At 63.6% G+C, this 24,931-nt stretch carries 28 protein-coding genes; 12 read left to right on the top strand and 16 right to left on the bottom strand.

Features of this window, described 5'->3' with window-relative positions; genetic code table 11:
- Nucleotides 1-77 precede the first annotated feature (77 nt).
- The 3 genes from cysN to ACFOMF_RS08795 all read right to left on the bottom strand — a co-directional run bounded on the left by cysN (nt 78) and on the right by ACFOMF_RS08795 (nt 3,893).
- Complete coding sequence (gene cysN, locus ACFOMF_RS08805; protein WP_386363830.1) at nt 78-1,979, bottom strand: sulfate adenylyltransferase subunit CysN; 1,902 nt, start codon at nt 1,977-1,979, stop codon at nt 78-80.
- 12 nt (nt 1,980-1,991) lie between these two features.
- Nucleotides 1,992-2,909 carry a sulfate adenylyltransferase subunit CysD gene (gene cysD, locus ACFOMF_RS08800; RefSeq protein WP_386363827.1) on the bottom strand — a complete coding sequence of 306 codons (918 nt, stop codon included), beginning with the start codon at nt 2,907-2,909 and terminating at the stop codon, nt 1,992-1,994.
- Between the two features lie 225 nt (nt 2,910-3,134).
- Complete coding sequence (locus tag ACFOMF_RS08795; RefSeq protein ID WP_386363824.1) at nt 3,135-3,893, bottom strand: Nif3-like dinuclear metal center hexameric protein; 759 nt, start codon at nt 3,891-3,893, stop codon at nt 3,135-3,137.
- A 122-nt stretch (nt 3,894-4,015) separates the two neighbouring features.
- Here ACFOMF_RS08795 and algW point away from each other — a divergent pair, with 122 nt between their 5' ends.
- Nucleotides 4,016-5,170, top strand: a complete 1,155-nt coding sequence (gene algW / locus ACFOMF_RS08790; protein WP_386363989.1) for a Do family serine endopeptidase AlgW — start codon at nt 4,016-4,018, stop codon at nt 5,168-5,170.
- A 29-nt stretch (nt 5,171-5,199) separates the two neighbouring features.
- Here the strand turns inward: algW and hisC are convergent, their stop codons facing one another.
- The 10 genes from hisC to ACFOMF_RS08740 all read right to left on the bottom strand — a co-directional run bounded on the left by hisC (nt 5,200) and on the right by ACFOMF_RS08740 (nt 13,228).
- A complete protein-coding gene (hisC, locus tag ACFOMF_RS08785) occupies nt 5,200-6,255 on the bottom strand; it encodes a histidinol-phosphate transaminase (protein ID WP_386363821.1) in 1,056 nt (351 codons plus the stop codon).
- A 157-nt stretch (nt 6,256-6,412) separates the two neighbouring features.
- The gene (gene hisD / locus ACFOMF_RS08780; protein ID WP_386363818.1) at nt 6,413-7,723 is read right to left on the bottom strand and encodes a histidinol dehydrogenase; all 1,311 of its coding nucleotides are present in this window, start codon (nt 7,721-7,723) and stop codon (nt 6,413-6,415) included.
- A gap of 120 nt (nt 7,724-7,843) precedes the next feature.
- Entirely contained in the window at nt 7,844-8,479 is a 636-nt protein-coding gene (hisG, locus tag ACFOMF_RS08775; RefSeq protein WP_386363815.1) for an ATP phosphoribosyltransferase, read from the bottom strand.
- 50 nt (nt 8,480-8,529) lie between these two features.
- Nucleotides 8,530-9,795, bottom strand: a complete 1,266-nt coding sequence (gene murA / locus ACFOMF_RS08770; protein WP_386363812.1) for a UDP-N-acetylglucosamine 1-carboxyvinyltransferase — start codon at nt 9,793-9,795, stop codon at nt 8,530-8,532.
- A gap of 88 nt (nt 9,796-9,883) precedes the next feature.
- A complete protein-coding gene (locus ACFOMF_RS08765; protein ID WP_386363809.1) occupies nt 9,884-10,123 on the bottom strand; it encodes a BolA family protein in 240 nt (79 codons plus the stop codon).
- Nucleotides 10,124-10,194: 71 nt separating this feature from the next.
- A complete protein-coding gene (locus ACFOMF_RS08760; protein ID WP_386363806.1) occupies nt 10,195-10,503 on the bottom strand; it encodes an STAS domain-containing protein in 309 nt (102 codons plus the stop codon).
- The gene (locus tag ACFOMF_RS08755; protein ID WP_386363804.1) at nt 10,496-11,143 is read right to left on the bottom strand and encodes an MlaC/ttg2D family ABC transporter substrate-binding protein; all 648 of its coding nucleotides are present in this window, start codon (nt 11,141-11,143) and stop codon (nt 10,496-10,498) included. Before ACFOMF_RS08755 ends, ACFOMF_RS08760 begins: the two co-directional genes overlap by 8 nt.
- 11 nt (nt 11,144-11,154) lie before the next feature.
- Nucleotides 11,155-11,622 (bottom strand): outer membrane lipid asymmetry maintenance protein MlaD, encoded by a 468-nt coding sequence (mlaD, locus tag ACFOMF_RS08750; protein WP_386363800.1) that lies wholly within the window; start codon nt 11,620-11,622, stop codon nt 11,155-11,157.
- Nucleotides 11,622-12,419, bottom strand: a complete 798-nt coding sequence (gene mlaE / locus ACFOMF_RS08745; RefSeq protein ID WP_386363796.1) for a lipid asymmetry maintenance ABC transporter permease subunit MlaE — start codon at nt 12,417-12,419, stop codon at nt 11,622-11,624. Before mlaE ends, mlaD begins: the two co-directional genes overlap by 1 nt.
- Nucleotides 12,419-13,228, bottom strand: coding sequence for an ATP-binding cassette domain-containing protein (locus ACFOMF_RS08740; RefSeq protein WP_386363793.1), 810 nt, complete (start codon nt 13,226-13,228; stop codon nt 12,419-12,421). Before ACFOMF_RS08740 ends, mlaE begins: the two co-directional genes overlap by 1 nt.
- Nucleotides 13,229-13,473: 245 nt before the next feature.
- Here ACFOMF_RS08740 and ACFOMF_RS08735 point away from each other — a divergent pair, with 245 nt between their 5' ends.
- From ACFOMF_RS08735 to ACFOMF_RS08690, 10 genes are all read left to right on the top strand, one after another.
- The gene (locus tag ACFOMF_RS08735; RefSeq protein ID WP_386363789.1) at nt 13,474-14,448 is read left to right on the top strand and encodes a KpsF/GutQ family sugar-phosphate isomerase; all 975 of its coding nucleotides are present in this window, start codon (nt 13,474-13,476) and stop codon (nt 14,446-14,448) included.
- Entirely contained in the window at nt 14,448-14,969 is a 522-nt protein-coding gene (locus ACFOMF_RS08730; RefSeq protein ID WP_386363786.1) for a KdsC family phosphatase, read from the top strand. Before ACFOMF_RS08735 ends, ACFOMF_RS08730 begins: the two co-directional genes overlap by 1 nt.
- A gap of 7 nt (nt 14,970-14,976) precedes the next feature.
- Entirely contained in the window at nt 14,977-15,546 is a 570-nt protein-coding gene (lptC, locus tag ACFOMF_RS08725; RefSeq protein ID WP_386363986.1) for an LPS export ABC transporter periplasmic protein LptC, read from the top strand.
- Nucleotides 15,533-16,066: a lipopolysaccharide transport periplasmic protein LptA gene (gene lptA / locus ACFOMF_RS08720; protein ID WP_386363783.1), complete on the top strand. Its 534-nt coding sequence runs from the start codon at nt 15,533-15,535 to the stop codon at nt 16,064-16,066. Before lptC ends, lptA begins: the two co-directional genes overlap by 14 nt.
- Nucleotides 16,066-16,791, top strand: coding sequence for an LPS export ABC transporter ATP-binding protein (lptB, locus tag ACFOMF_RS08715; protein WP_386363780.1), 726 nt, complete (start codon nt 16,066-16,068; stop codon nt 16,789-16,791). The genes lptA and lptB overlap by 1 nt, the downstream gene beginning before the upstream one ends.
- 125 nt (nt 16,792-16,916) lie before the next feature.
- Nucleotides 16,917-18,425: an RNA polymerase factor sigma-54 gene (locus ACFOMF_RS08710; protein ID WP_386363777.1), complete on the top strand. Its 1,509-nt coding sequence runs from the start codon at nt 16,917-16,919 to the stop codon at nt 18,423-18,425.
- 61 nt (nt 18,426-18,486) lie between these two features.
- Nucleotides 18,487-18,795, top strand: coding sequence for a ribosome hibernation-promoting factor, HPF/YfiA family (hpf, locus tag ACFOMF_RS08705; protein WP_386363774.1), 309 nt, complete (start codon nt 18,487-18,489; stop codon nt 18,793-18,795).
- A 12-nt stretch (nt 18,796-18,807) separates the two neighbouring features.
- A complete protein-coding gene (gene ptsN / locus ACFOMF_RS08700) occupies nt 18,808-19,272 on the top strand; it encodes a PTS IIA-like nitrogen regulatory protein PtsN (protein ID WP_386363771.1) in 465 nt (154 codons plus the stop codon).
- Nucleotides 19,273-19,277: 5 nt separating this feature from the next.
- Entirely contained in the window at nt 19,278-20,138 is an 861-nt protein-coding gene (gene rapZ / locus ACFOMF_RS08695) for an RNase adapter RapZ (protein ID WP_386363768.1), read from the top strand.
- A gap of 54 nt (nt 20,139-20,192) precedes the next feature.
- On the top strand, nt 20,193-20,465 hold the full coding sequence (locus ACFOMF_RS08690) for an HPr family phosphocarrier protein (protein ID WP_386363765.1): 273 nt from the start codon (nt 20,193-20,195) through the stop codon (nt 20,463-20,465).
- A gap of 54 nt (nt 20,466-20,519) precedes the next feature.
- Here ACFOMF_RS08690 and pmbA read toward each other — a convergent pair whose 3' ends face one another.
- On the bottom strand, nt 20,520-21,866 hold the full coding sequence (gene pmbA, locus ACFOMF_RS08685) for a metalloprotease PmbA (RefSeq protein WP_386363762.1): 1,347 nt from the start codon (nt 21,864-21,866) through the stop codon (nt 20,520-20,522).
- A 133-nt stretch (nt 21,867-21,999) separates the two neighbouring features.
- Between pmbA and yjgA the strand changes: the two genes are divergently transcribed.
- Complete coding sequence (yjgA, locus tag ACFOMF_RS08680; protein WP_386363759.1) at nt 22,000-22,521, top strand: ribosome biogenesis factor YjgA; 522 nt, start codon at nt 22,000-22,002, stop codon at nt 22,519-22,521.
- A 96-nt stretch (nt 22,522-22,617) separates the two neighbouring features.
- Here the strand turns inward: yjgA and tldD are convergent, their stop codons facing one another.
- Nucleotides 22,618-24,060 (bottom strand): metalloprotease TldD, encoded by a 1,443-nt coding sequence (gene tldD, locus ACFOMF_RS08675; RefSeq protein WP_386363755.1) that lies wholly within the window; start codon nt 24,058-24,060, stop codon nt 22,618-22,620.
- 2 nt (nt 24,061-24,062) lie between these two features.
- Nucleotides 24,063-24,911 (bottom strand): carbon-nitrogen hydrolase family protein, encoded by an 849-nt coding sequence (locus tag ACFOMF_RS08670; protein WP_386363752.1) that lies wholly within the window; start codon nt 24,909-24,911, stop codon nt 24,063-24,065.
- Between the last annotated feature and the right edge of the window lie 20 nt (nt 24,912-24,931).

Here is a 24,931-nt window from a genome sequence, read left to right as displayed (position 1 = left end):
ATGGGCAAGGGCCGCGCGGCCAACCGGTCCCGGGGCAGTCAGAACACTGCCCTCGCGGGACGGGCCTGCCTCGCTGATCAGATCAGGCTGCGCTCGCGCAACAGTGCGAGCACCTGCTTGACGCCCTCTTCCACCGACAGCGCATCGGTGTCGATCACCAGATCCGCGTCGCCCGGCGCATCGTAGGCAAAGGACTCGCCCGGGATGTTGTCGCCTCCGGCCGCATACAGGCCCTGCGGGTCCCTGGCGCGGCAGCTTTCCACACTGGCGTGGACGTGCACGGTGATCAGCCGCTCGGCACCGATGGAGACCTTGGCCTGTTCGCGCCCCTCGGCGTCCGGGGCGACAAAGGCGGCCAGGGTAAGCAGCCCGGCCTCGTTGAACTGGCGCGCCACCTGGGCGGCACGGCGCCAGTTCTCGGCACGGCCAGCGCGATCCAGCGGCAGCCCCTTGTTCAGGTCATGGCGCAGGTTCTGGCCGTCGAGGACGAACACGGCCCGTCCGGCGTCGAACAGCTTGCGCTCCACGGCATAGGCCAGGGTGCTCTTGCCCGCACCCGACAGGCCGCTGAAGAGCACCGTGACCGGCTGCTGGCCGAAGCGACCGGCACGCTCCTCGGGCGTGACGTGGGCCAGGGCACCGTGCTGGCCGTCGACATTCTGTCCGGTCAGCGGCTCGGCGATGATCATGCCGGCGCCGACGGTGCCGTTGGTGAGGCGGTCGACGACGATGAAGGCGCCGGTGGTGCGGTTGTACTCGTAGCCGTCCAGGGCGATGGGCGCATCCAGCGCGACCTTGACCCTGGCGATCTCGTTCAGCTTCAGCTCGCTGGCTGCGCCCTGTTCCAGGGTGTTCACGTCGACCCGGTGGACGACGCTCGGGATCGACCCCGGCACATAGCTGGTGGCGCGCTTGATGTCGTATTTCTTGCCCGGCAGCATCGGCTCCTCGGCCATCCACACGAGCATCGCCTCGAAGCTGTCGGTGACCCGCGGACGGTTGTCCGAATGCACCAGCATGTCGCCACGGGAGACGTCGATCTCGTCTTCCAGCGTCAGGGTAACGGCCTGACCGGGCTGGGCCTGCTCCAGCTCGCCTTCGAAGGTGACGATGGACTTGACCTTGCTGCTCTTGCCCGACGGCAGTACGGTGACCTCGTCACCCTTGTGCACGATGCCGCTGGCCAGGGTTCCGGCGAAGCCGCGGAAGTTCAGGTTCGGACGATTGACGTACTGCACCGGGAAACGCATGTCGGTGAAGTTGCGATCACCGGCGACCTCGACGGTTTCGAGGATTTCCATCAGCGACTGGCCTTCATACCAGGGCGCTCGCTCGCTCTTGTTGACCACGTTGTCGCCCTTGAGCGCAGACATGGGCACGAAGTGCAGGCTGGTCGGCTTCATGCCGATGCGGTCGGCGAACGCCAGGTAGTCGGTCTTGATCTTTTCGAATACGGCCTGATCGAAATCCATCAGGTCCATCTTGTTGATCGCGACGACGATATGTTTGATGCCCAGCAGGGACGCGATATAGCTGTGCCGCCGGGTCTGGGTCTGCACGCCGTAGCGGGCGTCGATAAGGATGATCGCCAGGTCGCAAGTGGACGCACCGGTGGCCATGTTGCGGGTGTACTGCTCATGACCGGGGGTGTCGGCGATGATGAACTTGCGCTTGGCCGTGGAGAAATAACGGTAGGCGACATCGATGGTGATGCCCTGCTCCCGCTCGGCCTGCAGCCCGTCGACCAGCAGTGCCAGGTCGACCTCCTCACCCGTGGTGCCGACCTTCTTCGAGTCGCGGGTGATGGCTTCCAGGTGATCCTCGTAGATCATCTTGGAGTCGTGCAGCAGACGGCCGATCAGGGTGCTCTTGCCGTCGTCGACGTTGCCGCAGGTCAGGAAGCGAAGCAGCTCCTTGCGCTCGTGCTGGGCCAGGTAGGCGAGGATGTCCTCGCTGATCAGATCGGACTGGTGAGACATTGTGCGTGATCCTCAGAAATAACCCTGGCGTTTCTTTTCTTCCATCGAGCCGGCCTGATCATGGTCGATCACCCGCCCCTGCCGCTCCGACGTCTTGGTCAGCAGCATTTCCTGGATGATGTCAGGCAAGGTCGCGGCATCGGACTCGACCGCGCCGGTCAGGGGGTAGCAGCCGAGGGTGCGGAAGCGGACCATCTTCTTGGTGATCCGTGCCTTTTCCTCGTCGGTCAGGTGCTCGAGGATGCGCTCGTCGTCGATCATGATCAGGGTGCCGTTCTTCTCGATGACCTCGCGCTCGGCGGCGAAGTACAGCGGCACGATCGGGATCTGTTCCAGGTAGATGTATTGCCAGATGTCCAGCTCGGTCCAGTTCGACAGCGGGAACACGCGAATCGACTCGCCCTTTTTCACCTTGCCGTTGTAAACGTTCCACAGCTCGGGACGCTGGTTCTTCGGGTCCCAGCGGTGCTTGTTGTCACGGAACGAGTAGACGCGCTCCTTGGCACGGGACTTCTCTTCGTCACGGCGGGCCCCGCCGAAGGCAGCGTCGAAGCCGTACTTGTCCAGCGCCTGCTTGAGCCCCTCGGTCTTCATCACGTCGGTGTGCTTGGCACTGCCGTAGGTGAAGGGATTCATGTCTTGGGCGACCCCGTCGGGGTTGATGTGGGTGAGCAGGTCGAGCCCCATCTCGCTGACCATCTTCTCGCGGAAGCGGTACATCTCCTGGAACTTCCAGCGGGTGTCGACGTGGAGCACCGGAAACGGCAGCTTGCCTGGAAAGAAGGCCTTGCGCGCCAGATGCAGCATCACAGCGGAATCCTTGCCGATGGAATAGAGCATCACGGGATTGTCGAACTCGGCGGCCACCTCACGAATGATGTGGATGCTTTCCGCCTCCAGTTCCTTCAAATGCGTCAGTTTGTCGACCATGGGCTACTCACGAATGGCAGATGACGGCCGGCAGGCCGAGATTACGCACACTTTACCATGGCGCCGGGTTCTAAGCAGGGGGAGCGCTTAGACGTAAACGGAATAGATATATGAATGCCTGAAGCCTGAAGTAAAAATTCAGGAACGCCGAGTCAAGGCCCCTCCTGCGAAAGCCCCACCCAGAAAACCCTGCCGGCGCCGGCTTCCAGCTCCCCGACTCCCCGATCAAACCGGATTATCAATATCAACGAATCGATGCTCGATTCCGAACCGCTCGGCCATCCACTCGCCCAACGCGTGGACGCCGTAGCGTTCGGTGGCGTGATGGCCGGCGGCATAGAAGCTCAGACCTGTTTCCCGGGCGACATGGACGGTGGGTTCCGAGGCTTCGCCCGTCAGGTAGGCGTCTGCGCCAATGGCCACGGCCTTTTCGATGTAGCCCTGGGCTCCGCCCGTGCACCAGGCGACCCGACGGATCGGGCGATCACCCTCGATCGTCAGCGGCTGGCGGCCCAGTGTCCGCTGGAGGTGCTCGGCAAACTCAGCGGGCATCATGTTGGCCGGCAGGCTTCCCACCAGACCCACCGACTTCGGATCGTCCGGCTCCAGCAAGCCATCGACCTGCAGTCCCAGCAATTGCGCCAGCTGAACGTTGTTTCCGACCTCGGGGTGCACGTCCAGCGGCAGGTGATAAGCCAACAGGCTGATGTCATGGACCAGCAGGGTCTTCAGACGACGCCCTTTCATGCCCACCACGCGCGGATCTTCGTTCTTCCAGAAGTAGCCGTGGTGGACCAACACCACATCGGCACCCTGTTCGACGGCGGCGTCGAGCAACGCCTGGCTGGCAGTGACGCCGCTGACGATGCGCCGCACCTGCACCCTCCCCTCGACCTGCAGCCCGTTGGGACAGTAGTCGGCAATTTTCGAGGCATTGAGGTAACGATCGGTCTCGGCGACCAGTTCGGTCAGGGCGATGGGCATGGACATCTCCGGAAAAGCGCGCGCGCAAGGATGCCCCTCGCAACCGTCACGCAACTCGTATAATGCCCGCCACGTTAAGGGGTGCCTGGCGCGCCCGCAACCTTGTCTGGATGAAGAAGTCGATGGTGAACGCCCTGCGCTATTTCGGCTGGCCACTGGTGGCCGGTCTCCTGGTGGCCCTGTTGATCATCCAGCGCTATCCCCACTGGGTGGGTCTCGGACAGCAGCCAGCCTATCGCCTGCAGCAGGCGCCGCCGCTCGGCCTGCAGCAGGCGCAGCCCTACTCTTATGCCCAGGCTGTCAGCAGCGCGGCGCCCGCGGTCGCCAACCTCTATACGGCCAAGATGGTACCGAACCCGGCCGGGCCGAACCTGGAGAATGATCCCACCTTCCAGCGCTTCTTCGCCGACAATCCGCCGCGGCAACGGCGCATCGAGTCGAGCCTAGGCTCGGCGGTGATCATGAGCCCGGACGGCTACCTGCTGACCAACAACCACGTCACCGCCAACGCCGATCAGATTGTGGTGGCGTTGCGTGATGGCCGGGAAACCCTGGCGCGGGTCATCGGCAGCGATCCTGAAACCGACCTCGCGGTGCTGCAGGTCGACCTGCAGGAGCTCCCGGCCATCACCATCGGGCGTTCGGACGACATCCGTACCGGCGACGTGGCGCTGGCCATCGGCAACCCGTTCGGCGTCGGTCAGACGGTGACCATGGGTATCATCAGCGCCACCGGGCGCAATCAGCTCGGCCTCAATACCTACGAAGACTTCATCCAGACCGATGCAGCGATCAACCGGGGCAATTCGGGGGGCGCGCTGGTAGATGCCAGCGGCAACCTGATCGGTATCAATACCGCGATCATCTCCGAGTCCGGTGGCTCGCAGGGCATCGGCTTCGCGATACCGGTCAAGTTGGCCCTGGAGGTCATGCAATCGATCATCGAGCATGGCCAGGTGATCCGCGGCTGGCTCGGCGTGGAAGTGCAATCATTGACCTCCGAGCTCGCCGAGTCGTACGGTCTGCAGGGCCGCCAGGGTATCGTGGTCGCCGGGGCCTATGCTGACGGGCCCGCAGCGCGCGCCGGGCTCCAGCCGGGGGACGTGATTCTGAGCATCGACGGCGCCGAGGCCAGCGACGGCCGCTCCTCGATGAACCAGGTGGCGCGGGCGCGGCCAGGCGACATCATCGACATTCGCATCATGCGCAACAACAAGCCGCTGACGCTCAAGGCGGAAGTCGGCATGCGCCCGCAGATCCTCAAGGAAGAACGCTAGGGGCGGCAGATCGCCCCCAGTGAAGCGGATCAAACCAACGCCCCGAGTGCGGCCACCAGCGCCGCATTCTGCTCCGGCGTGCCGATGGTGATGCGCAGGAACTGCTCGATACGCGGCAGTTTGAAGTGCCTGACAATCACGCCCTGCTCGCGCAATGCGGCAACGAGCCGAGCGGCATCATGGCCCGGATGGCGGGTAAAGATGAAGTTGGCCGTCGATGGCAGAGTGGTAAAGCCCAGGGCGTCGAGTTCGGAGACCAGTTGGCGGCGGCTGTCAATCACGGCCTGACAGGTCCCGGCGAAATACTCGCGATCCTCGAAGGCAGCAGCGGCTCCAGCGATGGCCACGCGATCCAGCGGGTAGGAGTTGAAGCTGTTCTTGATCCGCTCCAGCGCCTCGATCAGATCGGGATGGCCGACCGCGATGCCCACCCGCAACCCGGCCAGCGAACGCGACTTGGACAGGGTCTGGGTGACCAGCAGGTTCGGGTAGCGGTCGACCAGCGCGATGGCGGTATCGCCGCCGAAATCCACATAGGCCTCATCCACCAGCACCACCGAGTCGGGATTGGCCTGGAGGATCTGCTCGATCAACTCCAGCGGCAGCAGGCAGCCAGTCGGCGCGTTGGGATTGGGAAAGATGATGCCGCCATTGGGCCGCCGGTAGTCTTCGGGACGGATCTGGAACGTTTCATCCAACGGCACGATATCTGGCTCGATGCCATAGAGTCCGCAATAGACCGGGTAGAAGCTGTAGGTGATGTCCGGAAACAGCAGCGGCCGTCCGTGCTGGAACAGGCCGTGGAAAGCATGTGCCAGCACCTCGTCCGAGCCGTTGCCCACGAATACCTGAGCGACGTTGACCCCGTAGTAATCGGCAACCGCCTGCTTGAGCCGCTCGCCGTTGGGGTCGGGATACAACCGCAGATTGTCGTTGAGCTCCGCCTGCATCGCGGCGAGGGCCTTGGGGGAAGGACCGTAGGGATTCTCGTTGGTGTTCAACTTGACCAGGCGGGTCAGCTTCGGCTGCTCGCCCGGCACATAGGGCACCAGGTCCTTGACGAAAGGGCTCCAAAAACGACTCATGGAAAAACCTCGGATCTTCGACACATGCCTGTCGGGCGCTCGCGGTAGCCTGAAGGCGAATCGGCTGTAGATCACCGGAGGCTGAAGGCTGAACGAAAAGGCGATCCTGCGTCGCTTTCTCCTCCAGCCTTCAGCCTCCAGCGCCTTTTATCGGCTTTTACGCCTTAATACGGTATTCGGCGCTGCGCGCGTGGGCGGTCAGCGATTCGCCGCGACTCAACACCGAAGCCACCTTGCCCAGCCCCGAGGCGCCCTCGGCCGAGCAGTGAATGATCGAGGAGCGCTTCTGGAAGTCGTACACCCCGAGCGGCGACGAGAAACGCGCAGTGCCGGAGGTGGGCAGCACGTGGTTAGGACCGGCGCAGTAGTCACCCAAGGCTTCGGCGGTGTAGCGCCCCATGAAGATCGCGCCGGCGTGGCGGATCGCGGGTAACCAGCGCTCGGGCTCGGCGACTGACAGTTCGAGGTGTTCCGGGGCGATGCGATTGGCCACCGCCATGGCCTGCGTCATGTCCTCCACCAGGATCAGAGCACCGCGCGCCTGCAGGGAGGTGCGGATGATCTCGGCACGTTCCATGGTCGGCAGCAAGCGCTCAATGCTCTCGGCCACGCGATCAAGGAAGGCGGCATCCGGGCTGACCAGGATCGACTGGGCATCTTCGTCGTGCTCGGCCTGGGAGAACAGGTCCATGGCTATCCAGTCCGGATCGGTCCCGCCATCGCACACCACGAGGATTTCGGACGGCCCGGCGATCATGTCGATACCCACCTGGCCAAACACATGGCGCTTGGCAGTCGCCACATAGATGTTGCCTGGGCCGACGATCTTGTCCACCGGCGGTACGCTTTCAGTACCATAGGCCAGGGCTGCTACCGCCTGCGCCCCGCCGATGGTGAACACGCGATCCACCCCGGCGACACAGGCGGCGGCGAGGACCAGCTCGTTGAGCTCGCCCTTGGGCGTCGGCACCACCATCACTACTTCGGGCACACCGGCCACCTTGGCTGGGATGGCATTCATCAAGACCGAGGATGGATAAGCCGCCTTGCCGCCTGGCACATAGAGCCCGGCGCGGTCCAGCGGGGTGACCTGCTGGCCGAGCACGGTGCCGTCTGCCTCGGTGTAGGTCCAGGAGTCCTGCTTTTGCCGCTCGTGATAGATCCGCACGCGCTCGGCAGCCTTTTCCAATGCCTCGCGCTGCTCGCTGGAAATCCGGGTCAGGGCGAGCTCCAGGCGCTCTCGCGGCAGGATGAGCTCTGCCATGGTCGTGGCCTGCACACCATCGAAGCGCTGGGTAAATTCCACCAGCGCCTCATCGCCTCGCTCACGCACGGCCTTGATGATTTCCAGCACCCGGCCGTTCACCGCGTCGTCGGACACGCTTTCCCAGCTCAGCAGATGATCCAGATGGCGTGCGAAATCCGGGTCGGCAGCGTGGAGTCGGCGAATGGCGAAGGGCGTGGTCATGGCAGAGCCTCGTGTAATGGCAATGGACTCGGGTAGCCACTCTATCAAGCCTACCCTGTCGCCACCCGAGATTTTCGCTATGACATGGATAGGCCCTGCGGCGCGCTGGCCGCAGGGATGTCAAGGGTGCTGGCGGGACTCGACGGCGCGGCCAAGGGTGTCGATCAGCGCCTGGATGCGGGCATGCTGCATCTTCATGGAGGCCTTGTTCACCACCAGTCGGGAGCTGATGTGGGCAATCAGCTCCTGGGGTTCCAGGCCGTTGGCGCGCAGGGTGTTGCCAGTGTCGACCACGTCGATGATCTTGTCGGCCAGGCCCACCAGTGGCGCCAGCTCCATCGAGCCGTAAAGCTTGATGATGTCGACCTGGCGCCCCTGCTCGGCATAGTAGCGCTTGGCGACATTGACGAACTTGGTGGCGACCCGCAATCGTCCCCTGGGGGAGGCAGCTCCCACCTTGCCGGCGGTCATCAGCTTGCAACGGGCTATCTGCAGGTCGAGCGGCTCGTAGAGACCCTGCCCGGCGAACTCCATCAGCACGTCCTTGCCCGCCACGCCCAGGTCCGCCGCTCCGTTTTCCACATAAGTGGGCACGTCGGTGGCCCGCACGATCAGCAGGCGCACGTCTTCCTGCGTGGTGGGGATGATCAGCTTGCGACTCTTGTCCGGGTTCTCGGTCGGCACGATGCCCGCCTCGGCCAGCAACGGCAGGGTGTCATCGAGGATGCGGCCTTTCGACAAGGCGATGGTGAGCATTGCGATATTCCTTGGTCTAGACATTGCGCCCTGGCCGGGCGGCCGGCTGGTCAGCCCGGGATCCGGCGTATCTTGGCGCCGAGCAGCTGCAGCTTCTCCTCGATGCATTCGTAACCACGGTCGATGTGGTAGATGCGATCGATCAGCGTATCGCCTTCAGCCACGAGACCGGCGATCACCAGGCTCGCCGAGGCCCGCAGGTCGGTCGCCATCACGGGTGCGCCCTTGAGGTGGTCGACTCCGGTGACGATGGCGGTATTGCCTTCGACCTGGATATGCGCACCCATGCGGTTCATCTCGTAGACGTGCATGAAGCGGTTCTCGAACACCGTCTCGATCACCGTGCCGGTGCCTTCGGCCACCGCGTTCAGGGAGATGAACTGGGCCTGCATATCGGTCGGAAACGCAGGGTAAGGTGCGGTTCGCACATTGACGGCTTTCGGCCGGTTGCCCTTCATGTTCAGCTCGATCCAGTTCGGGCCGGTACTGATATGGGCACCGGCCTCCTCGAGCTTGAGCAGGACCGCCTCGAGAATCGAAGGATCGGTGTCCTTGAGCTTGACCCGGCCTCCGGTCGCAGCTGCGGCCACCAGATAGGTGCCGGTCTCGATCCGGTCGGGCATGACGTTGTAACGACCACCACCGAGGCGCTTGACGCCGTCGATGGTGATGGTCGCGGTACCTGCGCCAGACACCTTGGCACCCATGGCATTGAGGAAGTTCGCCAGGTCGATGACCTCAGGCTCGCGGGCGGCGTTTTCGAGCACGCTGCGGCCATTGGCCAGGGCGGCGGCCATCATCACGTTTTCGGTACCGGTGACACTTACCGTATCGAAGAAGAAATGCGCACCGCGCAGCCCACCGGGCGGCGTCTTGGCCTTGATGTAGCCGCCTTCCACTTCGATCTGCGCGCCCATGGCCTCGAGGCCACGGATATGCAGGTCAACCGGTCGCGAGCCGATGGCGCAGCCACCAGGCAAGGCCACCTCGGCTTCACCGAAGCGCGCCACCATGGGACCGAGCACCAGGATCGAGGCACGCATGGTCTTGACCAGCTCGTAGGGTGCCACCAGGGTCTTGATGGCGCTGGCGTCCACCTCCACGCTGAGCTTTTCGTCGATCACCGGCTGTACGCCCATGCGGCCGAACAGCTCGATCATGGTGGTGATGTCGTGCAGATGGGGAAGATTGCATACCGTGACCGGGGTGTCCGCCAACAGCGTGGCGGCCAGGATCGGCAGGGCAGAGTTCTTCGCACCGGAAATGCGGATCTCGCCATCGAGGCGAGCGCCGCCGGTTATCATCAGTTTGTCCATGAGTGTTCCGTTGCCCGCGCGCGCGGTAAGCGTCAAAACCGCGCCTCCCGCCAGGGCGGGGGCGCGGTGGGGAAAGCGTCGGTGATGGTCAGGCCGGCTGCGGCCACTCACCCTGACTGAAGAATTTCATGGTCACGGCATGGATGCTGCCATCGAGAATCCATGGATTCAGGTGTGCGTAGATCTGCTGCTGGCGCTTGACCGGGCTCATGCCGGCCAGCTCGTCGCTGATCACGTTCAGCTGGAAATTGCAGCCTTCACCTTCCACCTCGAAACGGGCTTCCGGGATCTTTTCTTCCAGGAAGTTCTTCACTTCTGCGGCCTGCATGTTCAATCCTCGATGGGCAACCGGACGCCCGGCATCATACAAAAAAGGAGGCAGGCTGCGAAGCCTGCCGCTCAGCCTTCCAGCGGGAGCAGGTCGAGAAGGCCCGTGACCCGGGCTATCTCCCGCATATCCTGCGGCAGGTTGGCGATCCGTGCCTCGCCGTCCTGCTCCCCGACGTCGCGCAAGAAAGCCAACAGCAGGGAAATTCCGACACTGCTGGACTTTTCGACCTCGCCGCAATCGATACGCAAACCACTCGCGCCAGCCGACGCGATCAGCTTTCGTCCCGCCTCGCGCAGGGCCGGGCCAGTGCGGTAGTCGAGCACGCCGGCGAGGCGCAGTTCGCCCGCCTCGCCGAGCCTGACACTGGCCTCACTCATTACCGGTTGTCTGCTGGCCAGTGGTGGTTTCGCTGGTCTCTGCCACTACCCGCGCCCAGCCATCGATGGTCGCGTCGAGGTCGCCACGATTCTGCCGCATGGTGCTGTCGAACTGGTCGCGAAAGAGCAGCCCGACATTGATGCCATTGATGATCACGTTGCGCACGAGCCACTGACCGTTCTGGTTGACCATGGTGTAGGACACCGGATAGACGACGCCATTGCCGACCACTTCCATGCCCACGCTGGTGCGCTCTGCGTCCTGACGGCCACTCGGCGGCAGCACGCGGATTTCCTGATTGTTGTACTCCAGCAGCGCGTTACCGTAGAACTGCATCAGGCTGCGCTTGAAGTTTTCCTGGAAACGCGCCATCTGCTCGGGGCTGGCCGCACGCGAATACTTGACGGTCATGATGCTGCGAGAAATGCCTTCGGCATCCACCACCGGCCCCAGAATCTGCTCCAGTGACGTATAGAAGGCTCCCGGATCCTGGCGGTAGCGATCGCGGTTCTGTTCAAGGTCAGCCAGCAATTCATCAGTGGTGCGCTGGATCACCTGATGGGGTTCGCTGGCCGCTTGGGCGAGCAGGGGAAGCATGGCCAGCAATACCAGCAGGCCGCGGCGCAGGGCAGTCAACATAGGCGCAATCCTCATTGTTCAGGTCGGTTTACGGCATTGAGCAGGAACTTGCCGATCAGGTCTTCGAGTACCAGCGAGGACTGTGTGTCCCGGATGACCCCACCATCTCGCAGCACTTCATCGTCGCCTCCCACACTCAGACCGATGTATTTCTCGCCCAGCAGGCCGGCCGTCAGGATCGAGGCAGTGGAATCCACCGGCAGGTAGTCGAGGCGCGAATCGAGTTCAAGGGTGGCACGCCCCATGAAGCTCTCGTGGTCCAGATCCACCGCTACCACGCGGCCTATGGTCACCCCGGCCATGGTCACCCGGGCGCGGGCACTGAGTCCCGCTGCGTTGTCGAAATAGGCGTAGACGCGATAAGTGTCCTGCGCCGCGCCGACATTGAGGCCGCTGACTCGCAGCGCGAGCAGCAGCAGGGCCAGCAGGCCGGCCAGGATGAACAGGCCGACACCGATTTCCAGGGACCGGGTTTTCATCAGATATCTCCAAACATCAGGGCAGTCAGAACAAAGTCGAGACCGAGCACGGCCAGCGAGGCGTAGACGACGGTACGGGTGGTGGCACGGCTGATGCCTTCTGAAGTGGGCTCGCAGTCGTAGCCCTGGAACACCGCGATCCAGGTCACCACAAAAGCGAAGGCCAGGCTCTTGATCACGCCATTGAGCACGTCGATGTCGAAGCTGACGGCGCGCTGCATGTTGCCCCAGTAGGAGCCGTCATACACGCCAAGCCAGTCCACCGCCACCATGGCCCCGCCCCAGATCCCCACCACAGTGAAGATCGCCGCCAGCAGCGGCAGCGAGATGAAGCCGGCCCAGAGCCGCGGCGCCACGATGTACTTGAGCGGGTCGACGCCAATCATCTCCAGGCTCGACAGCTGCTCGGTGGACTTCATGTTGCCGATCTCGGCCGTGAGCGCGGAACCGGCGCGCCCTGCAAACAACAGCGCGGTGACAACCGGCCCGAGTTCACGCAGCAGGGTCAGCGCGACCATCTGCCCGACCGCCTCCTCCGAGCCGAAGCCGACCAGGATGTTGTAGCCCTGCAGCGCCAGCACCATGCCAATGAACAGGCCGGCCACAATGATGATCGGCAACGAAAGCACGCCCACCGAGTACAGCTGCCGGACCAGCAGGTGCATCCCGCCGCCGGCGCTGCGCCGTCCCGCCAGCGCACGGCTGAGAAATATCGTCGAGCGCCCGAGCGCCTGCACCACGTCGAGCCCGGAACGCCCCATCAGGCGCAGCCGTTCGACAGGAGATCTCTTGCGCATCAGACGTCTCCCAACAGATCGCGACGCAGTTCCGGCGCGGGATAGTGAAACGGCACCGGGCCGTCGGCCAGGCCTTTCATGAACTGGCGGATACGCGGGTTCTCCGACTCCCTCAGCTCGGCCGGACTGCCCTGCCCCAGCACCTGGGCATCGCCGACCACATAGATGTAATCGGCGATGGTCGCGGTTTCGGCCAGATCATGGGAGACCACGATACTGGTGATTCCCAGTGCATCGTTGAGCAGCCGGATCAGGCGCACAAGCACACCCATGGCGATCGGGTCCTGTCCGGCGAACGGCTCGTCATACAGCAGAATCTGCGGATCCAGGGCGATGGCCCGGGCCAGCGCCACGCGCCGCTTCATGCCGCCGGACAGCTCATCGGGCATCAGCTCGATGGCACCGCGCAAGCCGACCGCCTGCAGCTTCATCAGGACGATGTCGCGGATCATTTCTTCCGGCAGGCTGGTATGCACTCGCAGCGGAAAAGCAACATTCTCGAACACGTCGAGATCGGTGAACAACGCTCCGCTCTGGAACAGCACGCCCATCTGTTTGCGCATGTCGAACAGATCGCTGCGCGACAGCGTCGGCAGGTTGCGCTGATTGACCCAGACCTCGCCGCGCGCCGGGCGCAACTCGGCAGCGATCAACCGCAACAGAGTCGTCTTGCCGCACCCCGAAGGCCCCATGATCGCGGTCACTTTGCCGCGCGGAATGGAAATGTCGATATTGTCGAAAATATTTCGCCCGCTACGCTCGAAGGTCACGCCCTTCAGCTCGACGGCGAAATCGCTGGCAGAACTCATCAGGTCTCCTTGCGTACGGCCTGCTGCCATAGACGTCAGCTACATCGCGAAAGATACGCGCAGGGGTTCAAACAGGCGGCGCACTATAGCACTGCCGGCGAAGGCCCCATAGCGAACAGGGTAAGGGGATTTGTCGTCGCCCTTACATCCAGGGCCACCATCACCAGCGGCCACCACCGGCGGATTCCCGTGAGCCCATCTCGCTTTGTCGGTATAATCACCGCCTTTTAACCAGCCATAAGCCCATGAGCCAAAGCAAGCAACTGATCGAATCTGCGCTGCGCACCATTCGCCTTGAAATCGAAGCCGTGGAACAGCTCAAGACCCGTGTCGACGACGCCTTCGTCCGGGCCTGCGAGCTGATTCTCGCCTGCAAGGGCCGGGTCGTGGTGGTCGGCATGGGCAAGTCCGGGCACATCGGCAGCAAGATCGCCGCCACCCTCGCCAGCACCGGAACCGCCGCCTTCTTCGTGCACCCGGCGGAGGCCAGCCACGGCGACATGGGCATGATCACCCAGGCCGACGTCGTCCTCGCCTTGTCCAACTCGGGGACGACCAACGAGATCGTGACGCTGCTGCCACTGATCAAGCGCCTCGGCATCACCCTCATCAGCATGACCGGCAACCCCGACTCGGTACTGGCGAGGGCGGCGGCTGTCAACCTTGATGCCCGGGTCGAGCTTGAGGCCTGCCCGCTGAATCTGGCCCCCACCTCTTCGACCACTGCCTCGCTGGTGCTTGGCGACGCCCTCGCCATCGCCCTGCTCGAGGCGCGCGGTTTCACCGCCGAGGACTTCGCCTTCTCGCACCCCGGCGGTGCGCTGGGTCGACGCCTGCTGCTGAAGGTCGAGCACGTGATGCACAGTGGCGAGCGCCTGCCGCTGGTGGCGCGGGGCACCTCGCTGCGCGACGCCCTGCTGGAAATGACCCAGAAGGGCCTTGGCATGACCGCCGTGGTCGAATCTGATGGGCGCCTGGCGGGGATTTTCACCGACGGCGACCTACGCCGTGCCCTGGATCGCGGTGTCGATGTCCGCCAGGTGGCCATCGACCAGGTGATGACCCCCCACGGCAAGACGGCCCACGCTGAAATGCTTGCTGCAGAGGCCCTGAAGATCATGGAGGATCACAAGATCAGCGCACTGGTGGTCGTTGACGAGGATGACCAACCGGTCGGCGCCCTCAACATGCATGATCTGCTTCGCGCGGGGGTGATGTAATGGACGAGCTACTGCCGCGCACGCGGGATATTCGCCTGGCCATTTTCGACGTCGACGGCGTGCTCACCGACGGCAGGCTGTACTTTCTTACCGACGGCAGCGAGTTCAAGACCTTCAACACGCTGGACGGCCAGGGCATCAAGATGCTCATCAATTCGGGCGTGCGCACCGCGATCATCAGCGGCCGCAAGACGCCGGTAGTCGAGCGCCGCGCCCAGGGATTGGGCATCCACCATATCTATCAGGGGCGTGAAGACAAGCTGGCGGTGCTCGATGAACTGCTCGCCCAGCTTGGCCTGGAACCACGCCAGGTCGCCTATCTGGGCGACGACCTGCCCGACTTGCCCGTGATTCGCCGGGTAGGCCTGGGGATGGCGGTCGCCAGTGCCGACGCCTTTGTCCGCCAGCACGCCCACGGCGTGACCCGGGCCCGAGGCGGCGAAGGCGCCGCGCGGGAATTCTGCGAACTTATCCTGCGCGGCCAAGGCAATCTGGATGCCGCGCAGACAGCCTATCTGTGAGGTGAAGATGGTCGCCAGGCTACGCGTCCCACTGTTCCTCGCTGTGGTGGCAGCCATGCTGATCGCCGCCGGCTACTGGAACATCCGACCGCAGACTTTCATGCAGCCCACGCCCATCGTCGGCGAGCAGCCCGACATCGACTATTATGTCGAAGGCTCGCGCACCGTGCAGTTCCAGCCCGACGGCAGCCTGCATTATGTACTCACCGCCGAACGCCTGGAGCACCTGCGCTCCAGCGACATCAGCCTGCTGACCCTGCCCGACCTCAACCTCTATCGCGGCGGTGACATTCCCTGGCATGTCCGCAGCGAGCGCGGCGAAGTCGCCCCCGGCGGTACCGAGGTGGAATTGATCGATCAGGTTCGTATCGCTCGCACCGATCAGCGTGGCCGCCCCACCATCGTCACCACCAGCAGCATGACGGTGTTTCCCGAGAGGGATTATGCGCAGACCCGACAAGCCGTTAGAATTGAAGCAGCCAACGGTGTCACCACTGCCATCGGTATGAATGCGTACCTGGATGAAGGCAGGATGGAACTGTTATCCACCGTAAGAGGGCAGCATGAGCTCCGCTAAAACCCGTATTCTGACCGGCCTGCTCGCCTTGTTCATCAGCGCCTCGGCCATGGCCTTGCCCGAAGATCGCAATCAGCCGATCCGCATTCAGGCCGACACCGCCGAACTCGATGATCGCCAAGGCGTGGCCGTGTACCGCGGCGACGTGGTGATCACCCAGGGAACGCTGAGAATCACCGGCAACACCGTGACCATCACCCAGGACCAGAACGGCGACGTCGATGTCTTTACCGCCGTGGGCAAGCCTGCGTACTACGAGCAGCAACCAGCGGTGGATCGCCCGATCGTCCAGGCCTACGGCCTGACCATCCAGTACTTCGCCGTCGATGAACGCGTGGTGCTCATCGACCAGGCTCGCGTGGTTCAGGAAGGCAACACCTTCGAGGGCGAGAAGATCGTTTACGACACCCGCCGGCAGATCGTGAACGCTGGCCGCGCCGGCACCGAGGTCAGCACGCCGAGGCCGCGCATAGACATGGTCATCCAGCCGCGCAACCGGCCTGCGGAGCAGAATCCCTGATGGCGATCCTCAAGGCGCAACACCTGGCCAAGGCGTACAAGGGCCGCCAGGTGGTTCGCGATGTCAGCCTGTCCATCGAGAGCGGCCAGATCGTCGGCCTGCTCGGCCCCAACGGAGCCGGCAAGACAACCTGCTTCTACATGATCGTCGGCCTTGTCCGGGCCGACCAGGGCCGCGTACTCATCGATCAGCAGGATGTGACGCGACTGCCCATGCACGGACGCGCCCGCGCCGGCATCGGTTACCTGCCCCAGGAAGCCTCGATCTTCCGCAAGCTCAGCGTTACCCAGAACATCATGGCCATCCTCGAAACCCGCAGGGATCTGGATCGCGCCGGCCGCCTCGCCGCACTCGAAGGCCTGTTGCAAGAGTTTCACATCACCCACATCCGCGACAGCCTCGGCATGAGCCTCTCCGGCGGTGAACGGCGCCGCGTGGAAATCGCCCGGGCACTGGCCACCGCACCCAAGTTCATACTGCTCGACGAGCCCTTCGCCGGCGTCGACCCGATCTCGGTCGGCGACATCAAGCAGATCATCCATCACCTGCGTGACCGCGGCATCGGTGTGCTGATCACCGACCACAACGTCCGCGAAACTCTGGACATCTGCCAGACGGCCTATATCGTCAGCGAAGGCCAGCTGATCGCCGAAGGCGATTCCGCCAGCATCCTTTCCAACCAGCTGGTGAAAGAAGTGTATCTGGGGCATGAATTCAGGCTTTAAGCGACGCACTAGGGTCTAGGCAAAGCCTGCTGTATCAGGCATATAATTTGCTTTGAGCGGCGCCAAGCGCGCCGGTGAAGTCGAACGGGCGCGCGCGCCGGGAACCGGGCAGCAAGTTTGCAACCATGAAACCATCGCTAGTCCTGAAGATGGGCCAGCAGCTGACGATGACACCGCAGCTGCAGCAGGCCATACGTTTACTCCAGCTATCCACCCTGGACCTGCAACAGGAAATCCAGGAAGCGCTGGAAGCCAACCCCATGCTCGAACGCCAGGAAGACGGCGACGATTACGAGGGAACCGGCGGTGACGGCGCGCCCGATGCACAGGACGGAGGCGGTAGCGAATCCTCGGCACCTGAGCAGGAAAGCCTCTACGAGGCGGCAGACCCTGCCGAAGCGACACTGGGCGAGGGAGACTGGAACGAGAGCATTCCCAACGAACTGCCGGTCGATACCGTCTGGGACGACATCTACCAGAGCAGCGCAAGCAACCTGCCCAGCAACGATGACGATGAATGGGACTTCACCAGCCGCACTTCGGTGGGTGAGAGCCTGCAAAGCCACTTGCTGTGGCAGCTCAACCTGGCCCCGATGAGCGATACCGATCGGCTGATCGCGATGACGCTGATCGACAGCATCAATGCCCAAGGCTATCTCGACGACAGCCTCGAAGAGATCCACGCCGGGCTCGATCCCGAACTGGAGATCGAGCTCGACGAGGTGGAAGTGGTCTTGCGCCGCATCCAGCAGTTCGAGCCGGCCGGCATCGGCGCCCGCGACCTCAGGGAGTGTCTGCTCCTGCAACTGCGCCAGCTGCCCGTCGGCATTCCCTGGCTGGAGGAGGCCCAACTGCTGGTGAGCAATCACCTGGAAGCGCTGGGCAGCCGCGATTACAGCCTGCTGATGCGCCGCATGAAACTCAAGGAAGAGCAGTTGCGGGATATCATCGAACTGATCCAGACGCTCAATCCGCGCCCGGGCTCGCACATCGAGGCGAGCGAGCCGGAGTACGTCGTCCCGGACGTCATCGTTCGCAAGAACAACGGCCGCTGGCAGGTCGAACTGAACCAGGAAGCCATGCCACGTCTGCGCGTCAATGCGCATTACGCCAACCTGGTACGACGCGCCGACTCCAGTTCCGACAACACCTTCATGCGCAACCAGCTGCAGGAAGCGCGCTGGTTCATCAAGAGCCTGCAGAGCCGTAACGAGACGCTGATGAAGGTGGCTACCCAGATCGTCGAGCACCAGCGCGGCTTTCTCGACTATGGCGACGAGGCCATGAAGCCGCTGGTCCTGCATGACATCGCCGAAGCCGTGGGCATGCACGAGTCGACCATCTCGCGGGTCACGACCCAGAAATACATGCATACCCCGCGCGGCATCTACGAGCTCAAGTACTTCTTCTCGAGCCATGTCAGCACCGCCGAAGGCGGCGAATGCTCCTCCACTGCAATCCGCGCGATCATCAAAAAGCTGGTCGCTGCGGAAAACGCAAAAAAGCCGTTGAGCGACAGCAAGATCGCTGGTCTACTGGAAGAACAAGGCATCCAGGTGGCACGCCGTACGGTGGCTAAATACCGGGAGTCGCTGGGCATCGCCCCGTCCAGCGAGCGCAAGCGGTTGATGTGATAGTTTTGGCAGCGGCAGGCCGTCATGCCTACCAATTTGCTGGTACACAAGGAGAAGCAGTATGCATGTCAATATCAGCGGGCATCATCTCGAAGTAACTGACGCACTGCGTGAATACGTCGACGAGAAGTTCGAACGCCTGGCACGTCATTTCGACCGCATCATCAATGTCCAGGTTATCCTCGAGGTCGAAAAGCTCAAGCAGAAGGCCGAAGCGACGCTGCACGTCGCGGGGCGCGAAGTGGTCGCCAACGCGGAACATCAGGACATGTACGCCGCCATCGACTCCCTGATCGACAAGCTCGACCGTCAACTGATCAAACACAAGGAAAAGCAAATCGAACGTCTGCAGGGCGCGGATGCCCGCTGACCGCTTGCGACCATGATCCGACTCGAAGATATCCTTACCCCCGGACGCTCCCTGGTGAACGTCCCCGGCGGTAGCAAAAAGCGCGTTCTTGAGCAGATAGCCAAGCTGGTGGCTCCCGACCTCCCGGATGTCGAAGGCCAGCTCGTTTTCGAGAGTCTGGTGGCCCGCGAAAAGCTGGGCTCCACTGGCTTTGGCAACGGAATCGCGATCCCCCACTGTCGTCTTGCCGGGTGCAGCACGCCACTCAGCGCGGTATTGCGCCTGGAAACGCCGGTGGATTTCGATGCCATCGACGGCGCGCCCGTGGACCTGGTGTTCGTTCTGCTGGTGCCCCAGGCTGCCACTGACGAGCATCTCGAATTGCTCCGGCAGATCGCCAGCATGCTCGATCGCGAAGATGTGCGTACCCGCCTGCGTCAGGCGGCGACCCACGAAAGCCTGTATCAGGCGGTGGTCGACGCGCAGAACGGACGCTAGCGGCCATGCGCCTGATCGTTGTCAGCGGGCGCTCCGGCTCAGGCAAGAGCACAGCGCTGGATGTGCTCGAAGACAACGGGTTCTACTGCATCGACAACCTGCCTGCCGCCCTGCTGCCCGACCTCACCGAGCGGGCCCTGCTGCATACCGAATTGCTGCACCCTCGTCTTGCCGTATCGATCGACGCCCGCAACCTGCCGAGCCAGATCAAACGTTTTCCCGACCTGCTCAACCAGGTCCGCGCCAGCCACATCCAGTGTGATGTGCTCTATCTGGACGCCGACAACGCCACCCTGCTCAAACGCTTCTCGGAAACCCGTCGCCGTCATCCGCTGACCAATGAGAGCCGCTCGCTGACCGAGGCGATAGAGGACGAAGAGCTGCTGCTGGCACCCATCATCGATCTGGCGGACCTCAAGATCGACACGTCCAGGCTCAATCTGTATCAGTTACGCGACATCCTCAAGCTGCGCCTGGTGGACCAGCCGGAGGCCGGCACCGCCTTTCTCGTCGAATCCTTTGGTTTCAAGCGCGGCATGCCGGTAGACGCGGATCTGGTCTTCGACGTGCGCTGCCTCCCGAATCCCTACTGGAAGGCCGAGCTGCGCGAACACACCGGCAGCGAGCAGGTCGTCAGCGAATACCTGGCGGCGCAGCCGGAAGTGGAGGAACTCTACCAGGATACCTTTGCCTATCTGCAGAAGTGGCTACCACGCTTCGCTGCCAGTAATCGTGCCTATGTGACGGTGGCGATTGGCTGCACGGGCGGGCAGCACCGCTCGGTATACCTGGCCGAGCGGCTAGGAAAGGCGCTCAAGGCCACGCTGAAGAACGTGCAGATCCGCCACCGGGAGCTCAGTTCATGACGCGCCTGGCAAGGCTTCGAGCCCCTCGGCACAGCGCAGGGGAGGCGCCCTGACATGCCGATCCGCGAAGTCGTCATCATCAACAAGCTTGGTCTGCATGCCCGCGCGGCGGCGAAGTTCGTTGGCGTGGCCAGCCGATTTCCCTGCGACATACAGATCGGCCGAAGCAACGACAGTCTGGTCAATGGCAAGAACATCATGGCAGTGATGATGCTCGCCGCCAGCCAGGGAACCCCCATCCTGGTCGGCGCCGACGGCGAGCAGGCCGACGAAGCCCTGCAGGCACTGGTCGACCTGATCGAAGACTACTTCGAAGAAGGCGAGTAGCAGCGACCAAGGGGGCTCCTACGCCCTCGGTCGCTCAAGGCGCAAGGCCCCCAGTCAGCTTCCAGCCACCATCATCTTCTCGATCAGCACCGAACCGGTACGCAGGTTGCCTCGCGTTTCCACGTCGCTTCCCACGGCAAGGATCTGGCGGAACATGTCCCGCAGGTTGCCGGCGATGGTCACTTCCTGAACCGGAAACTGGATTTCGCCATTCTCCACCCAGTAACCCCCGGCACCCCGAGAGTAATCGCCGGTGACCAGGTTCAAGCCCTGCCCCATCAGTTCGGTGACCAGCAGTCCGCGCCCCATCCGGCGGATCAGGGCGGCCTGATCGTCCTCGCCATGGGTCACGAACAGGTTATGCGCGCCACCTGCATTGGCGGTGCTCGGCATTCCCAGCTTGCGTCCCGAATAGGTGCCCAGCACATAGGACACCAGCCGCCCCTGCTCGACGAAAGGCTTGGCGTAGGTCGCCAGCCCATCGCCGTCATAGCTGGCACTGCCGAGGCCGCGCGGAATGTGTGGCCGCTCGTCGAGGGTCAGCCATTCGGGAAAGATCATCTCGCCCATCGCCCCTTCGAGAAAGGACGCCTTGCGGTACAGATTCCCGCCCGAGATCCCGCCGAGAAAGTGCCCGAACAGACCGGTTGCCACTTCCGGAGCGAACAGCACGGGCACCTCGCAGGTCGGCACCGGCCGGGCGCCCAGGCGGCGTACCGCCCGCTCGGCAGCGCGCTGCCCGATGCTAACCGCCGAAGCCATGGCGGGGCCCACCCGGCTGACGTCGTAGTAGTAGTCGCGCTGCATCTGCCCGTCGCTTTCGGCGATCATGACGCAGCTGAGACTGTGCCGCGTACTGGCGTACCCGCCCAGAAAACCGTTGCTGTTGCCGTAGGCGCGGCAGCCCTGGTGGGTATTGACGCTGGTGCCGTCGGCGTTGCGTATGCGCGGATCGCAGGCAAAGGCCGCGTTTTCACACTCCAGCGCCAGCTCGATGGCCTGCTCGGGGAGGATGTCCCAGGGGTGGAAGAGGTCCAGATCGGGCAACTCCCGGGCCATCAGCGATGCGTCCGCGAGGCCGGCGAAGGGGTCCTCGGAGGCGTGCCGAGCGATTGCCAGCGCCGCAGCGACAGTTTCCCGGATGGCCTCGTCGCCGCTGTTGGTGGTGCTCGCCGAGCCCTTGCTCTGGCCAACGTAGAGAGTGATACCGAAGCCCTGGTCCCGGTTGAACTCGACGGTCTCCACCTCGCCCTGGCGAACCGAGGTGGACAGGCCCTGCTCCATGGACACCGAGACTTCACTGGCGCTGGCGCCCTGGCGACGCGCTTCGTCGATGATGCGCTGGACCTTGTCGCGCAACCCCTCCAGATCGGCCGGACCGATCCCTGCTACTTCACTCATAAGCACTCCCAAGCATGTTCGGAACCCTTGGCACCGCGCCTTCGAGCGGCACGGCCTCACGGCGCAACCAGGGGCAACCAATGAGTACCCCTGCTGCTGTTATCATGGCGGCGTTTCCTTCTGGACCATCCCCATGTCTGATCTTTCCAACGCCGACGACGCCGGCGAAAAAAGCAAATCGCAGATAAAGCGTGAACTGCACGGTCTGCAAGAGCTGGGCGAGCGACTCACCACCCTCAAGCCAGAGCTGCTCGACCGCCTGCCGCTCTCCGACGCCCTGCGCAAGGCAATCGAAGACGCCCCCAAGCACAAGGCGCACATCGCCCGCAAACGCCATATCCAGTACATCGGCAAGCTGATGCGTGACCAGGACATCGACGCCATCCTGGCCCTGGTGGACCAAGTGGATGCCTCCAGCCGTCAGTACAACGAGCGCTTCCACTCACTGGAGCGCTGGCGCGACCGGCTCATAGGCAATGGCGACGAAGCGCTGGATGCCTTCGTCAGCGAGTACCCCGAGACCGACCGTCAGCACCTGCGCAGCCTCATCCGGCATGCCCAGCACGAGGCAGCCCACAACAAACCTCCAGCGGCCAGTCGTAAAGTCTTCAAATACATCCGCGAACTCGACGAAACCAAGCGCGGGTTGCGTTAAAACCGGGAAACAGCGCAGCGCTGAAGGCTGGACGCCCGACGAAGAAGCGCCTCGATCGTCGTTCAGCCTCAGGCCGCCAGCATTCCAAGACAATGACTAGACGCCGGTGCCGCCGACGGTAATCGCATCGATCTTCAACGTCGGCTGCCCGACCCCGACCGGCACCGACTGACCATCCTTGCCGCAGGTGCCCACGCCATTGTCCAGAGCCAGGTCATTGCCCACCATCGAGACCCGGTTCATCACTTCCGGCCCATTACCGATCAGCGTCGCGCCCTTGACCGGTCTGGTGATACGACCGTCCTCGATCAGGTAGGCCTCGCTGGTGGAAAAGACGAATTTGCCGCTGGTAATGTCCACCTGGCCACCACCGAGGCTGGCGCAATAGATGCCTTTCTTCACCGAACCGATGATCTCCTGGGGATCGCTCTGCCCGGCCAGCATGTAGGTGTTGGTCATTCGGGGCATCGGCAGATGCGCGTAGGATTCGCGGCGGCCGTTGCCAGTGGCGGCGACGCCCATCAAGCGTGCGTTGAGCTTGTCCTGGATGTAACCCTTGAGGACACCGTTCTCGATCAGCGTGGTGCACTGAGTCGGAGTGCCCTCGTCGTCGACGCTGAGCGACCCGCGACGGTCGGCGAGAGTGCCGTCATCGACGATGGTGCAGAGTGACGAAGCCACCTTCTGCCCTACTCGGCCACTGTAGGCCGAACTGCCCTTGCGGTTGAAATCGCCCTCGAGCCCGTGGCCCACGGCTTCGTGCAGCAGCACACCCGACCAGCCCGGGCCGAGCACGACTTCCATGCTGCCTGCCGGCGCCGGCACTGCTTCCAGATTGACCAGCGCCTGGCGTACAGCTTCGCGGGCGTAGCCCATGACCCGGTCCTCCTCGAGGAAGTAACGGTAGCCGGTGCGGCCTCCGCCACCTTGCCCGCCTCGCTCGCGGCGGCCGTTCTGCTCGACGATGACGCTCACGTTGAAGCGCACCAGCGGACGAATGTCGGCCGCCAGGCTGCCGTCCATCGCGGCCACCAGAACGTGGTCCCAGACGCCCGCCAGGCTGACGGTAACCTGCTTGATCCGCGGGTCGAGCGCCCGGGTCGCCTCATCCACTCGCTTGAGCAGTGCGACCTTCGCCCCACGATCCAGGTCATCGAGCGGATTACCGCGTTCGTAGAGTTCGCTGAACGCGGCGCGCCTGGGCAGCGCGACCTGTCCCTGCTGGCCGCTGCGCGCGATGGAGCGTGCCGCCTGGGCGGCCTGGCGCAAGGCCTCGGAGGTGATGGCATTGCTATAGGCGAAGCCGGTCTTCTCCCCGGACAGGGCCCTGACCCCAACGCCCTGTTCCAGATGGAAACCGCCTTCCTTGACGATGCCATCCTCGAGCACCCAGGACTCGCTCATCTGGTCCTGGAAATACAGGTCGGCCGCGTCGATGCCCGGCCCGGCCAGTTCGGCGAGCAGCCCGGGCAGGTCGTCAAGGCCGAGCCCGCCGGGGCTCAGCAGTCGCTCGGTGGCGGGTAACAGCAGATCAGTCATAGTCACTCCGATAGGCCGACCTCGAGGAGGTACGGCACGGTAAAACGACGGTGGTTCGACACCGGCATGCGTTGCCGGATCGCCAACTGTTCGGCGCGATCGCGGCTGGCGAGGAGCATACCCTCGCCCTGAGCCTGCTCGCAGAGTAGCCGACCCCAGGGGTCGACGATAGCCGAATGGCCATGGGTTTGCCTGCCGCCAGGATGCTCGCCGCCCTGGGCGGCAGCCAGGAGATAGCACTGGGTTTCGATCGCCCGGGCGCGGATCAGGGCCTGCCAATGCGCGGTCCCGGTCACCCGGGTGAAGGCCGATGGCGCGCTGATGAGCTCTGCACCGGCCTGGCGCAGAGCGCCGTAAAGCTCCGGAAAGCGAAGGTCGTAGCACACACTCAGCCCCAGACGACCCACCGGGGTATCGGCCACCACCAGCGCGCTGCCAGCGGCGTAATCGTCGGACTCCCGATAGCTGCCGCGGTTGTCGGCGACGTCCACATCGAACAGGTGAATCTTGTCGTAGCGGGCCACGCGATGCCCCTCTGCGTCAAACAGCAGCGAACAGGCGCGTGGCTTGCCGTCGGGCCGGCCATCGGGCGGCAGCGGCAGGGTGCCAGCCACGATCCACAATCCAAGCTCGCGTGCCGTGGCCTCCAACCAGGGCAGGATCGCCCCCTCGCCCAGCGCTTCTGCACGGCCTAGCGCACGCGGGTCGGGATGACCCATGGCAGCGAAATTCTCTGGCAACACGGCCAGCTGGGCACCCTGCTCGGCGGCGCGTTCGAGCAGGCGCCGGGCACTGGCGAGGTTGGTACGCACCTCGGCCTGGGTAGTCATCTGGATCACGGCTAGGGACATGCAGCCTCTCGCACGGCGAC

The sequence above is a fragment of the Stutzerimonas tarimensis genome, from assembly GCF_042648805.1.
In the GTDB taxonomy this organism is placed as follows: Bacteria; Pseudomonadota; Gammaproteobacteria; order Pseudomonadales; family Pseudomonadaceae; genus Azomonas; species Azomonas tarimensis.
This window is presented reverse-complemented; position numbering and strand designations above follow the sequence as displayed.

Excerpts from the sequence above, each read along its gene's own strand:
- murA (WP_386363812.1), bottom strand. The coding sequence starts at position 9,795 with ATGGACAAACTGATGATAACCGGCGGCGCTCGCCTCGATGGCGAGATC.
- mlaE (WP_386363796.1), bottom strand. The coding sequence starts at position 12,419 with ATGCGCAAGAGATCTCCTGTCGAACGGCTGCGCCTGATGGGGCGTTCC.
- cysD (WP_386363827.1), bottom strand. The coding sequence starts at position 2,909 with ATGGTCGACAAACTGACGCATTTGAAGGAACTGGAGGCGGAAAGCATC.
- ACFOMF_RS08670 (WP_386363752.1), bottom strand. The coding sequence starts at position 24,911 with ATGTCCCTAGCCGTGATCCAGATGACTACCCAGGCCGAGGTGCGTACC.
- rapZ (WP_386363768.1), top strand. The coding sequence starts at position 19,278 with ATGCGCCTGATCGTTGTCAGCGGGCGCTCCGGCTCAGGCAAGAGCACA.
- ACFOMF_RS08735 (WP_386363789.1), top strand. The coding sequence starts at position 13,474 with ATGAGCCAAAGCAAGCAACTGATCGAATCTGCGCTGCGCACCATTCGC.
- lptC (WP_386363986.1), top strand. The coding sequence starts at position 14,977 with ATGGTCGCCAGGCTACGCGTCCCACTGTTCCTCGCTGTGGTGGCAGCC.
- hisG (WP_386363815.1), bottom strand. The coding sequence starts at position 8,479 with ATGCTCACCATCGCCTTGTCGAAAGGCCGCATCCTCGATGACACCCTG.
- ACFOMF_RS08730 (WP_386363786.1), top strand. The coding sequence starts at position 14,448 with ATGGACGAGCTACTGCCGCGCACGCGGGATATTCGCCTGGCCATTTTC.
- algW (WP_386363989.1), top strand. The coding sequence starts at position 4,016 with ATGGTGAACGCCCTGCGCTATTTCGGCTGGCCACTGGTGGCCGGTCTC.
- ptsN (WP_386363771.1), top strand. The coding sequence starts at position 18,808 with ATGATCCGACTCGAAGATATCCTTACCCCCGGACGCTCCCTGGTGAAC.
- cysN (WP_386363830.1), bottom strand. The coding sequence starts at position 1,979 with ATGTCTCACCAGTCCGATCTGATCAGCGAGGACATCCTCGCCTACCTG.
- hpf (WP_386363774.1), top strand. The coding sequence starts at position 18,487 with ATGCATGTCAATATCAGCGGGCATCATCTCGAAGTAACTGACGCACTG.
- ACFOMF_RS08760 (WP_386363806.1), bottom strand. The coding sequence starts at position 10,503 with ATGAGTGAGGCCAGTGTCAGGCTCGGCGAGGCGGGCGAACTGCGCCTC.
- lptB (WP_386363780.1), top strand. The coding sequence starts at position 16,066 with ATGGCGATCCTCAAGGCGCAACACCTGGCCAAGGCGTACAAGGGCCGC.
- tldD (WP_386363755.1), bottom strand. The coding sequence starts at position 24,060 with ATGACTGATCTGCTGTTACCCGCCACCGAGCGACTGCTGAGCCCCGGC.
- ACFOMF_RS08690 (WP_386363765.1), top strand. The coding sequence starts at position 20,193 with ATGCCGATCCGCGAAGTCGTCATCATCAACAAGCTTGGTCTGCATGCC.
- yjgA (WP_386363759.1), top strand. The coding sequence starts at position 22,000 with ATGTCTGATCTTTCCAACGCCGACGACGCCGGCGAAAAAAGCAAATCG.
- pmbA (WP_386363762.1), bottom strand. The coding sequence starts at position 21,866 with ATGAGTGAAGTAGCAGGGATCGGTCCGGCCGATCTGGAGGGGTTGCGC.
- ACFOMF_RS08795 (WP_386363824.1), bottom strand. The coding sequence starts at position 3,893 with ATGCCCATCGCCCTGACCGAACTGGTCGCCGAGACCGATCGTTACCTC.
- ACFOMF_RS08765 (WP_386363809.1), bottom strand. The coding sequence starts at position 10,123 with ATGCAGGCCGCAGAAGTGAAGAACTTCCTGGAAGAAAAGATCCCGGAA.
- lptA (WP_386363783.1), top strand. The coding sequence starts at position 15,533 with ATGAGCTCCGCTAAAACCCGTATTCTGACCGGCCTGCTCGCCTTGTTC.
- mlaD (WP_386363800.1), bottom strand. The coding sequence starts at position 11,622 with ATGAAAACCCGGTCCCTGGAAATCGGTGTCGGCCTGTTCATCCTGGCC.
- ACFOMF_RS08740 (WP_386363793.1), bottom strand. The coding sequence starts at position 13,228 with ATGAGTTCTGCCAGCGATTTCGCCGTCGAGCTGAAGGGCGTGACCTTC.
- hisC (WP_386363821.1), bottom strand. The coding sequence starts at position 6,255 with ATGAGTCGTTTTTGGAGCCCTTTCGTCAAGGACCTGGTGCCCTATGTG.
- hisD (WP_386363818.1), bottom strand. The coding sequence starts at position 7,723 with ATGACCACGCCCTTCGCCATTCGCCGACTCCACGCTGCCGACCCGGAT.
- ACFOMF_RS08710 (WP_386363777.1), top strand. The coding sequence starts at position 16,917 with ATGAAACCATCGCTAGTCCTGAAGATGGGCCAGCAGCTGACGATGACA.
- ACFOMF_RS08755 (WP_386363804.1), bottom strand. The coding sequence starts at position 11,143 with ATGTTGACTGCCCTGCGCCGCGGCCTGCTGGTATTGCTGGCCATGCTT.